Here is a 10,885-nt window from a genome sequence, read left to right on the forward strand (position 1 = left end):
AAACCGGGACATGTCCCGGTTTTTTTCATGGCGGCGCGCCAGCGTGCCACTCAAGCGCACTGAACAGGCTGGCGATCTCGCTGCTGCGGTGCGTGCCTGTCTTGGCCAGGATGGCCTGGATCTGGCTGCGCACGGTACTGATCCGCACGCCGTGGCGCAAGGCGTACTCGGCAGGCTCCATGCCATCGGCCAGCGCCAGCGCCAGCGACCACTCCGCACCCGTCAAACCGCATGGCCGCTCGGCCGTGCCGGGCCAATGCCGCAGCCCTGCCCTGAACAGCGGCCGCAAGGACAGCATGGCCAGGCTGGCGCCAGCCCCGTCCGCCTCGCCTATGCGCAAGGGCAGCGGCAGGATGCCAATTTCCAGCACCGGACGACCTTCTTCATCGCTGGCATACAAGGGAGCTGGACGGTGGCACGCCAGTCCCGCGCAGGCCTGCCGCACGCGCTGCGCCAATTGCTGTTGCAAGGGACTCATGCGCACAGCCACCTTACCGCCGTGCATGGTGATCACGGAGGCGAGCGGCGACGTGGCGGCCAGCAGCCGCTGCGCCGCCACATTCAGGAAAACCAGCCGCAGGCAGGCGTCGGTCAGCAAGATGGCGCGCGGCAAGGCATCGAGCGCCTCCCAGGCCAGCGCGCCATGCGCCTGGGCTTGCTGCGCCGTATCGCGCAGGCGAAACACATTCGGCAGATGGTCGAGCACGCGCTGCAGCTGGCTCCGCGTGTTCCCGTCATACGGCCCCTGGCCGGCGGCGCGGTGCGCGGACAGGATGGTGAGCGCGCCGCTGTCGCGCACGACGCCGCTGCAGGAATAGCGCACGCCTGCGCGCAAATAGAAATCCTGGAAATACTCGCTGCGCTCCACGGCCTGCTCGCTGAAATACTCCTGCATCAGATGCATGCGCCCGGGCGGCGCCCGCGTGAGCACCGCATAGCCGGGATCGAGCGCGTGATAGTAGCGCCGGTAGCCGTCCTCCCAGGCTCCCTGGTCCAGCCCGGTCACATAGCCGCGCGACGGCACCGCGCCCGTTTCCGCCTTCAGGAAACAGCAAGCGACTTCGCCGCCCGCCAGCAGGGCGAACGCACGCATGGCCACGCTCCACTGCAATGGCTCCAATGCCGCCCGGTAAAAAGCGGCGATAACGGCATCCGCGCCGTCCTTGTCCATCGTTCCCTACCTGTAAAAAAAACGGCAAACCAGTGCCACATCCTTCACTTGAAGGATGCGCGGCAACGCTCCGGCACGCAACATGGCATCGACGGCTGTCGCCTTGCGCATGCCATCGCCAGTGTTTTCCGCAACTTCGTCCTCATCAAGGAGCAGCATCATGCCTTCAATCGATACCGGTCGCCGCACTCTCCACTTGATCCACGCAGGCAACAAACCCTTGCGCATGGCCGCGAGCGCCTCCCTCCTGCTGGCGCTGTCCGGCTGCGCCAACCTGCACACCATCAACCGCACGACGGAACTGCCGGGCAATGGCAAGGCCATCCATCTGGACGCCCCCCAGCGCCTCGTGTACTCCAATGCCAAAGGACATACCTGTGCGGAGCCAACACCGGATGCCCTGCAAGCCTATATTTCGTCCGCCGGCGCCGGCGTTAACAGTGGCCAGAACGCCGCCTCCATTTCAACCGCCCTGAGCGCCAATGCCGCCAGCGTCGGCTTGCATTCGCAATCGATCACCCTGATGCGCGAACACCTGTTCCGTATCTGCGAATACGCGCAAAACAAGTCGATCAACCCTGCCGACACCATGCTGCTGATGGAACGCTCGCAAGACCTGACAATGGGCGTGCTCGCCATCGAACAGCTAACGGGTGCTGTCGTGGCGCGCCAGCCGGCATTGACGGGACAAGGCCAGTCCACCGCATCAGCCGGCGTCCTGGCAACCCAGGCGCAGCTTGACAAGGCGGAAGAACGCCTCGCCGAGCGCGAAGGCGACCTCGACGATGTCCGCGATGCGCGCATTGCCCAAGCCAGCGCAAACGAGCAGGCACAACAAGCTCTGCGGGACGCAGCCAAGGCAGATCCCAAAAAAACAGCGGCCGAAATTAAGACCTTGCAGGATGCGGCAAGTTCCGCACAGCTGAAATTGAGCCAGCTCGATGCGCGCCTGGCCGCCGCCCAGCAGGCCGTCGACAAGGCAGCAAGCGAAAGAGATACCCTTGAGAAAAAACTCGACGCGGCGTTGGCCGACAGCAGCGCATCGGCAGCGGGAAAGGCACAGTTCAGCGGCGGCCGAGGCCGCAGCAATGTGTCGCCCGCCACGGCGCGCCATCTGGCCAGGGCCAGCGTCGAGATCGTGAAAGCCGTGCTGGAGAAAGGTCACATGATCGACAACTGCATCAATTTCATGAGTGCCATACGAGAACGGCGGCAGGAGCGCAGCGACGCGCCATTTCAGGCCACGACGGCGCTGTGCGCAAAGGTATTCGAGGCAGCCATCAAAAAAAATCTGGAGAACCCGGATCAAAAAACACTGATGATGACGGAATGAAAACAGCGTGCATCGGAACACTTTCGCATATCGATATGCGCATCGATTCGTGGTCAAAACTCCGCACGCGCCGTACTCTGACCTTGTCGCGCCGCATGGCGTATTACGGGCATAAAGGAAACATCATGGCTATCTCGGAAGTGAATGTACGCAACCAGTTTCGCGGCAAGATCAAGGAAATCATCTTCGGGCCCGTGGTCTCGGAAGTGGACGTGGAAACGCCGCACGGCATCGTCACCTCGGTCATCACTTCGCGCTCGATCAAGGACCTGGACCTGAAAGTGGGCAGCGAAGTCATCGCGCTGGTGAAATCGACGGAAGTGTCGATCGCCAAGATCCAGTAAGCGCGCGGTTTGCCTTGCACGCTAATCGCGGAACAGATACGTAAACGTGCGGCTGACGGGCAGCTTTTCCGTGCTGCCCCGCAGCAGCACCTGCATGCGTTCGGCGTCGATGCGCTCGGCCGCTTCGATGGCTTTCACGTTGACCATGGTGCCACGGTGGATTTGCCAGAACTGTTCCGGATCGAGGCCGCCCAATAAATCCTTGAGCGGCGTGCGCACCAGCGCTTCCGAGCCGGCCAGCACCACGCGCGTGTACTTGGTGTCGGCCTGGAAGAACAGCACGTCGTTGATGTCGATCAAACGGATCTGCTTGCCCACGCTGGCCCTGATCCATTTCAGTTTTTCGCGCGGCGGCGCCGGCAAGGCGGCGCGCAGCGATTGCAATAAATTGGCCATATCGGCCGGCTGGGCGCCGAGTTTGTCGCGCAGCCGGGCCAGCGCGCGCTGCAAGCGTTCGGCCTGCACGGGCTTCAACAAATAGTCGACGGCGCCCGCGTCGAACGCGTCGACGGCATACTGGTCATACGCGGTGACAAACACCACGTGCGCCCGGGTGCCGATGCGCTCAGCCACTTCCAGGCCCGACAGGCCCGGCATGCGGATGTCGAGGAAGACCACGTCCGGCTCATGCTCGAGGAAACCGTCCCAAGCATCGTTGCCGTTTTCCGCCACCAGCACGATGCGTGCCTCGGGCCAGGCCAGCGCCAGCATCGTTTGCAGGCGTTCGCGCATCAGGGGCTCGTCTTCGGCGATCAAGATGGTGGTATTCATGCGGCAAGTTCCTTGGTAGTCATCGGCAATACGATCTCGGCGAGCACGCCCTCCTCCTCGCCATTTTGCACGTGCAGGCTGGCAGCGGCCGCGGCCAGCTGCAGACGGCGGCGCACATTCTCCAGGCCCAGGCCGCCTCCGGGCGCACTCGCGGCACCCAGGCCCACACCGGTATCCCGCACGCGCAAGCGCATGGCGCCGTCCGCATCGAGCAGGGCCGAGACGACGATCTCGCCACCCCGCAGCGATGGCTCGATGCCATGCTTGATGGCGTTTTCCACCAGGGTCAGCAAGATCATGCTGGGCACCTGTATCTGCGCCAGGCCGGGCGGCAAGCCGAGGCGGAAGGACAGGCGCGCGCCCATGCGTACCTGCATCACTTGCAGATACGCTTGCACGACGTCAAATTCCGTTTGCAGGGGCACCTGGTCGGCGCGCATCTCGGCCAGGCTGGCGCGCAAGAAGGCGATCAGGTTGGCCGTCAGCGCGGCCGCCTGCGCCGCCCCGCTGGCGCCCTGCTCGGCCAGCTGCTGCACGGCGCCCAGGGTGTTGAACAGGAAATGCGGTTCGATCTGCGCGCGCAGCAGGCGCAGCTGCGATTCGCTCAGTTCGCGCGCCAGCCGGTCGCGCTCGGCATCCTGCTGCAGCTGCAGGGCCAGCGCCTCGTACTGGCGGTTGCGCCACAGAACGACGATGGTCATCGGCACCATGTAGACCAGCCCGGCAGTGAGCGCGGCCCAGCCGCCCACACGCGCGCCGCGCTCAATGGCCTCGCCGATGGAAGCATGACCTTCCAGCATGGCGCGCAGCACACCGATCGCCACACCGCCCAGGGCCGGCACCAGCAGTAGCAACAGCAGCGTCTTGAACTTCTTTTGCGCCAGCTTGCGGTAATTGAACCAGACCCCCAGCACGCCCCAGGCCATCGCCAGGCCCAACACATTGCTGAGCACCACGGCCTTGGTCCAGCCCACCTTGTCGGGCAGCAGCAGATGCAGCACGACGCCGACGATACTGAACAACAGCACCAGCCTGGCTGCCGCCAGGTAAAAGCCGGCGCCCCGGTACTTGAGCATGAAGGCGTGGAATTGCTGGCGCTCGATCGGCGTCAAAGTCACGAGCCGCAACGCCACCCAGCGCCGCCAGCCCTGCGGGACCTGGGCCGCCGTGTCCGGATGCGCAAGCACCCTGAGGGTTTCATCGTCGTAACAGCGATACCATCCGGCAAATTTTTTCCACATGCTGCGTTCTCCTTGTCGTCTCAATCAGGCATGAACGCAGTCTACGGCGCCCTTGTTGCAGGGCATAGCGCGGGGCGACGAAGCACGAAGCGGCAGGCATCAACGACGAAGCGCACGGCGCCTGCCGGACCATGGCTGCCAATATTGCTGAAATAATACGAAGTTTCCAAGACGAAATCAATAATCGCGCAACAATTTTCACTACGGCAAGATTAGCCTCATTTATTTGCCAAATTGGCCGCAACGCCGCTTGTCGCGGGCCTGTACCGTAGACATCGCTTGATCTTTAATGGTATTGTTTAAGCTTGGCAAATATTGCCCCCGAGATACACGCCGCGTCCCCGCGCGGCCCGTTTCCGGATTTGCGCGCAGCGCCCACGATGGCGCCCCAAAACTGCTTTCCCACATACAATCCCATGCTCAAAAAAATGTTCGCCGCGGTGCTGATGACGCTTTCGACAGCGGCCATCGCCGTGCCCTTCGGTTCCCAGTCGATACTGGTGGTCGAAGACGGCACAGGCAAAGTCTTGCTTGAAAAAAATTCCAACGTGGTGGTACCCATCGCCTCGCTGACCAAACTCATGACGGCCATGGTCGTGCTCGATTCCAAGGCGAACATGCAGGAAGAGATCAGCATCGACCGTGAAGACGTTGACACCTTGAAGCACAGCACCTCGCGCGTACCCGTGGGCGCCACCCTGAGCCGCCACGACGTGTTGCAACTGGCGCTGATGTCGTCCGACAACCGTGCCGCCGCCTCGCTGGCGCGCACCTTCCCCGGCGGCCCGACGGCGTTTGCCGTGGCCGTCAACGCCAAGATCAAGGCCCTCGGCATGCGCCAGACCGTGATCGAAGAGCCGACGGGCCTGTCGCCGAACAACCAGTCGACGGCGGCCGACCTCGTCAAGATGGCCGTGGCCGCCTCGCGCTACCCGGAAATCAGCCGCATCACGACGGACTCGAAGGACGTGATCCAGATCAAGGGCCGCGATGTGGAATACCACAACACGAACCGCCTGGTGGGCGCCAAGGGCTGGGATATCGGCCTGTCGAAGACGGGCTACACGAATGAAGCGGGCCGCTGCCTGATCATGCGCATCAAGTCGGCCGGCAAGTTCGCCACCATGATCCTGCTCAACGCGCGCGCCAATTCCGTGCGCGCCATGGACGCCGTCAACATCCGCCGCATGCTGGCGGCCGAGAACGGCATCGAAGAGCCGAAAGTGATGCGCGCCTCGGTCAGCCGGCACAAGAAGGCGCCGGCGAAACCATCGAAGCGCCGCCGCGCCAAATAACTATTTCGCTTGCCGGTTGGTCATGATGACGCCGGCAATCGTCACCGCACCGCCCACCAGCATCGAAACCAGCACGGGTTCGCCCAGCAGCACTGCCGCCAGCACGATGCCGAATACGGGCACGAGGTTGTTGAACACGGCAGTGCGCGACGGGCCCAGCGCTTTGACGCCCTCGTAATACCAGACAAAGCCGATCACCGTGCCGAACACGCCCAGATAGCCGATGGCGGCCCACACTTGCCAGCCAAAGCTGTGCCATGGCACGTTCGGGAATTCCACGGCCGCACCCACCAGCAAAAAGGCCAGGCCCCACATCGATGCATACGTGGTGGCGGCAATCGGGCTCAAGCCCTTCAGCGCCACCCGGCCGATCAGGGTGTAGGCGGCCCAGCTGGAGATGCCGCAAAACATGAACACCTCGCCCATGCCGATGCCGCCGCCATTCCCGTGCAGCACGCCGGCCAGGTCGCCGCGCGTGATGACGATGGCCGTGCCGCAAAACGCCAGCATGATGCCCAGCCATTTGAACGAGCCGAGCCGTTCGCGGAACAGGAAGGCCGAGGCCAGCGCCGTGACGATGGGGTTCAAGGCCACGAACAGGGCCGTGCGCCCGGCCGGCATGCGCGACAGGGCCGCCAGGAAACACAGGTTGTACAGAAAGATGCCCGTCAGGCCCAGCGCGGCCGTCGTCATCAGCTGCTTGCGGTCCAGGCGCGGCAAGCCGCCTTCCAGTTTCCACGCCAGCACGAGCAGCAAGAGCACAGCGACGCCGAAACGTCCGCTGGCCGCCGTCATCGGCGGCATCTGCTGCGCCAGCACGCGGCCCGCGATAAAGGTACCGCCCCAGAACAGGGCGACGAAAATCAGTTTGAGGTAAACGAGCGGCGATTGCACGGAAGGCAAGGCGGCGGAAGGGATGGCGGTAGTGCGCATGGAAAGTCCTATGATATCGCTTGTACAGCGGACGCTGCAGATATATATTAATACTAATATCAACTCATGAAATAATGAGTAAATACTCATAGCACAGGAAAGCCACAGCATGACCTTCACGCAACTGGAAATTTTTACCCTGGTGGCCGAACTGCACGGCTTTTCCGCCGCCGCCGCGCAACTGGGCATCAGCCAGTCGGCCGTCTCGCATGCCTTGAAAGCGCTGGAAAAGGAGATGGGCGTGGACCTGATCGTGCGCCACCAGGCCTCGGCCGAGCTGACCGACGTGGGCCGCCAGCTGCTGGTGCGTGCGCGCGAAATCCTCGGCTTGTCGGAAGCCATGCGCCAGGAGGCGGCCGACGTGCTGGGCCAGCGCCAGGGCACCCTGCGCATCGGCTCCTTCGGTCCGACGTCGTCGCTGAATCTACTGCCGGCCATCACGGCGCAATTCCGCCTGCGCTATCCCGGCATCGACCTGCGCATCGACGAAGGCGCCGACCATGAAGTGGTGCAGTGGATACGCGAACGCAGAGTCGACGTCGGCTTCGTCGTGCTGCCCGACGAGCGTTTCGATACTGCGCCGCTGGTGGAAGACCAGATGATGGCGCTGGTGCCGCGCAGCCATGCGCTGGCCAGCGAAACGGCCATCACCCTGGCGCAGCTGTGCGACGGGCCGTTCATCATGTCCGAGGCGGGCTGCGCCTGCCTGATCGAACCGCTGTTCGCCAACGCGGGCCTGCAGCCGAACGTGCCTTACCGCATCAGCCAGGTGATCACCATCCTCGATATGGTCAGCCGCGGCGACGGCCTGTCCATCGTCGCCGAACTGGCCCTGCCGCAGCGCCTGCGCGAGCAGTATCCGGAGCTGGTCGCCCTGCCGTTAAACCCGCCCGTCAGCCGCAAGGTGGGCCTGGCCGTGCGCGACCGGCGCCAGAACACGCCGGCTACCAACGCTTTTTTCGAGGTGGCGAAACAGATGGCGCCGACCCTGGCGCCACGGCGCGCCTAGCCGCGCTTAAAACGTCTCCCACTCCTCGCCGCGCTCCGGCTTGACGGCAGCCGTCCTTGCCGGACTGTTGGCGAGGCGCGGCGCGGCAGGTGCGCGCAGCACCGGTTTGACAGGCGCCGGCGCCTGCCCCTCATCGAGCTTGAACACGCCCACCACCTGCGCCAGGGTGCTGGCCTGGTCTTGCAGGCTTTCCGCCGCGGCGGCCGCCTCTTCCACCAGGGCCGCGTTCTGCTGCGTCACCTGGTCCATCTGCGCAATCGCCTGGTTCACCTGCTCGATGCCCGAGCTTTGCTCGGCGCTGGCGGCCGTGATCTCGCCCATGATGTCGGTAACGCGGCGCACGCTGTCGACGATTTCCTGCATCGTCGCGCCAGCCTCGTCGACGAGGCGCGCGCCAGAATCGACCTTGCCCACCGAATCGTCGATCAGCAGCTTGATTTCCTTCGCTGCGCCAGCGGAGCGTTGCGCCAGGCTGCGCACCTCTGTTGCCACCACGGCAAAGCCGCGTCCCTGCTCGCCCGCGCGCGCCGCTTCCACGGCCGCATTGAGGGCGAGGATATTCGTCTGGAAGGCGATGCCGTCGATGACGCTGATGATGTCGACGATCTTCTTCGACGAGTCGTTGATCGAGGCCATGGTATCGACCACCTGCGCCACCACTTGCCCGCCCTTGCTGGCCACGCCGGACGCCGATTGCGCCATCTGATTCGCCTGGCGCGCATTGTCGGCGTTCTGCTTGACGGTGCTGGTCAGCTCCTCCATCGAGGCGGCCGTTTCTTCCAGCGAGCTGGCTTGCTGTTCCGTGCGCGACGACAGGTCCTGGTTGCCGGCGGCGATTTCCGACGACGAGACTTTCACCGATTCGCTGGCCGTGCGGATTTTCACGAGCACGGCGGCGATCTTGTCGATGAAGCGGTTGAAGGCGCCGGCGATCTGCGCCAGTTCATCCACGCCGGAAGCGTCGAGGCGGAGAGTCAGATCACCTTCGCCCGAGGCGATATCGTCGAGCGCGTCGCGCACCAGTTCCAGGCGCTTGAGCATCCTGAACACCAGCAGCGACAGCAGCAGCGCCGCCAGCCCCGTCAACAGCGCGGCCGTGACGGTGGCCGTCGTCAGCATCGTCTGCAAAGCTTGCATGGCTTCCTGCTGATCCAGCACCACGGCCAGCAGCCAGTCGGTGCCCGCCACGCGCGTGACGTACAGCTTGCCGTCGCGGTCATTGAGTCGCACGGCCTCGCTGGTGCGCGCGCTTTCCAGGCGGTTGACCTGCGCGGCCGACAGCGCCGCATCGAGTTTCGCCACCGGCTGCAGGCTCAGGTCCTTGTTCGCATGGGCGATGATGGTGCCGCTCTGGTCGACGAGGAAGGCAAAGCTGTGCGGCGTCGGCTTGATCGCCACCACGTTGGCGATCACCGTATCGAGCAGCACGTCCGCGCCCGCCACACCCACCAATGCCTCTTTCGGCCCGACGGGCGCCGTGAACGACACCACGAGTTTGTGGCTGGCCGCGTCCACGTACGGCGGCGTGAGCATCGGCACGCCCGCCTTGACGGTGTCCGTGTACCAGGCGCGCGCCGTGGGATCGAAATCGGCCGGGCGCCCCGGATGGGTAAACACGGAACGCTTGTCCGCGTAGCCGATGAACACTTCCGCGAAATCGCCGGCCTTTTCCGCGATCTGGAAGGCGCGCAGCGGATCGGGCGTCTCGGCCGACATGACGACGGACGCCATGACCTTTTTCTTGCCATCGACCCATTGCGCCAGCACGGCCGACTGGCTTTGCAGCAACTGCTGCATCTGCTGGTCCGACGACGCCAGCATGCTGCTGCGCGTGGTGACGTAATTGGCGACCGACAGGGCCAGCATGGACAATACGACGATGGCCACGCAAATGAGCACCAGACGCGTGCGCAACGATGAAAACATGGTGTACTCCCTTGTAGTGATTTTTATGGTGTGAAGCAGCAGCCTTGCCACGCACACTCGCCACCATTCTCACACAAAAATCGGAACATTATCATTCAATATTTGGAATAATTAACGTTTATTACATCGAAGCAACACCATCAACCGTTGACGCTCTACAACGATTGCCTCATAGTCAATCTTTTCAAAGGAGCCGCCATGCGTTTGCACCACCTCATCCTTGCCTGCGCCAGCTTCACCGCCGCCAACGCCTTCGCCTCGCCGCAAGCACCCGTGCAGGGCGCCGACTACCTGGTGCTGGCCACGCCGCAGCCCGTGCAAACGGCGCCGGGCAAGGTGGAAGTGATCGAATTTTTCATGTACCACTGCCCTGCCTGCAACGCGCTGGAGCCGAGCCTGGCGCGCTGGGTCAAGGACAATGCCGCCACGGTGTCGTTCCGCCGCATCCATTTGCCGCACACGCCGGCAAATGATCCGGAAGCGCATCTGTTCCTGACCCTGGAAGCGTTGAAGAAGGAAGAAGCGCTGCACGCGCAAGTCATGCATACCTGGCATGTAGAACGCAAGCGCCTGGCCAGCGACAAGGATAACCTCGACTGGGCGCTGAAAAATGGCCTGGACAAGGCTACCTTCGAAGGCGCCTACCAGTCGTTTGGCGTGCAAACCAGGCTGAAAAACCTGCCGCGACTGGCCGCCAGCTACCAGGTCGACAGCACGCCCACCCTGATCGTGGGCGGGCGCTATTTAACCAATCCATCGATGGTGGCCGGCGCCAACCCGGCCTTGCCGCGCCAGGGCGTCGATCAGGCGACCCTGCAAGTGGTGCAGGCGCTGGTGGCCAAGGCGAAGCTGGCGAAGTAAC

Annotated in this window: 10 protein-coding genes; 5 read left to right on the plus strand and 5 right to left on the minus strand. The window is 63.7% G+C overall.

The annotated features are described in order from the left end of the window. Window positions 1-25 precede the first annotated feature (25 nt). Window positions 26-1,171, minus strand: a complete 1,146-nt coding sequence (locus ACPJXG_RS16645) for a helix-turn-helix transcriptional regulator (protein ID WP_425251720.1) — start codon at window positions 1,169-1,171, stop codon at window positions 26-28. A gap of 55 nt (window positions 1,172-1,226) precedes the next feature. On the opposite strand from ACPJXG_RS16645, the gene ACPJXG_RS16650 reads away from it, so the two are divergent. Together ACPJXG_RS16650 and ACPJXG_RS16655 are read left to right on the plus strand one after the other, a co-directional pair. After that, complete coding sequence (locus ACPJXG_RS16650; RefSeq protein ID WP_425251721.1) at window positions 1,227-2,504, plus strand: hypothetical protein; 1,278 nt, start codon at window positions 1,227-1,229, stop codon at window positions 2,502-2,504. A 125-nt stretch (window positions 2,505-2,629) separates the two neighbouring features. Beyond that, the gene (locus ACPJXG_RS16655; RefSeq protein ID WP_034757699.1) at window positions 2,630-2,848 is read left to right on the plus strand and encodes a TOBE domain-containing protein; all 219 of its coding nucleotides are present in this window, start codon (window positions 2,630-2,632) and stop codon (window positions 2,846-2,848) included. 21 nt (window positions 2,849-2,869) lie between these two features. Here the strand turns inward: ACPJXG_RS16655 and ACPJXG_RS16660 are convergent, their stop codons facing one another. Continuing rightward, a complete protein-coding gene (locus ACPJXG_RS16660) occupies window positions 2,870-3,619 on the minus strand; it encodes a LytR/AlgR family response regulator transcription factor (protein WP_219310514.1) in 750 nt (249 codons plus the stop codon). Further along, window positions 3,616-4,860 (minus strand): sensor histidine kinase, encoded by a 1,245-nt coding sequence (locus tag ACPJXG_RS16665; RefSeq protein ID WP_425251722.1) that lies wholly within the window; start codon window positions 4,858-4,860, stop codon window positions 3,616-3,618. Before ACPJXG_RS16665 ends, ACPJXG_RS16660 begins: the two co-directional genes overlap by 4 nt. A gap of 416 nt (window positions 4,861-5,276) precedes the next feature. On the opposite strand from ACPJXG_RS16665, the gene ACPJXG_RS16670 reads away from it, so the two are divergent. Further along, the gene (locus ACPJXG_RS16670; protein WP_035826880.1) at window positions 5,277-6,155 is read left to right on the plus strand and encodes a serine hydrolase; all 879 of its coding nucleotides are present in this window, start codon (window positions 5,277-5,279) and stop codon (window positions 6,153-6,155) included. Here ACPJXG_RS16670 and ACPJXG_RS16675 read toward each other — a convergent pair whose 3' ends face one another. Further along, window positions 6,156-7,088: a DMT family transporter gene (locus tag ACPJXG_RS16675; protein WP_425251723.1), complete on the minus strand. Its 933-nt coding sequence runs from the start codon at window positions 7,086-7,088 to the stop codon at window positions 6,156-6,158. It abuts the gene before it with no gap. Between the two features lie 109 nt (window positions 7,089-7,197). Here ACPJXG_RS16675 and ACPJXG_RS16680 point away from each other — a divergent pair, with 109 nt between their 5' ends. After that, window positions 7,198-8,097: a LysR family transcriptional regulator gene (locus tag ACPJXG_RS16680; protein WP_425251724.1), complete on the plus strand. Its 900-nt coding sequence runs from the start codon at window positions 7,198-7,200 to the stop codon at window positions 8,095-8,097. A gap of 6 nt (window positions 8,098-8,103) precedes the next feature. On the opposite strand, the gene ACPJXG_RS16685 is transcribed toward ACPJXG_RS16680, so the two are convergent. Continuing rightward, window positions 8,104-10,023: a methyl-accepting chemotaxis protein gene (locus ACPJXG_RS16685; protein WP_425251725.1), complete on the minus strand. Its 1,920-nt coding sequence runs from the start codon at window positions 10,021-10,023 to the stop codon at window positions 8,104-8,106. A gap of 198 nt (window positions 10,024-10,221) precedes the next feature. Here ACPJXG_RS16685 and ACPJXG_RS16690 point away from each other — a divergent pair, with 198 nt between their 5' ends. Further along, window positions 10,222-10,884, plus strand: coding sequence for a thiol:disulfide interchange protein DsbA/DsbL (locus tag ACPJXG_RS16690; RefSeq protein ID WP_425251726.1), 663 nt, complete (start codon window positions 10,222-10,224; stop codon window positions 10,882-10,884). The last annotated feature ends 1 nt before the right edge of the window (window position 10,885 follow it).

Origin of the sequence: Janthinobacterium sp. NFX145, from assembly GCF_049810325.1 — a bacterium.
Taxonomy (GTDB): Bacteria; Pseudomonadota; Gammaproteobacteria; order Burkholderiales; family Burkholderiaceae_D; genus Janthinobacterium; species Janthinobacterium rivuli.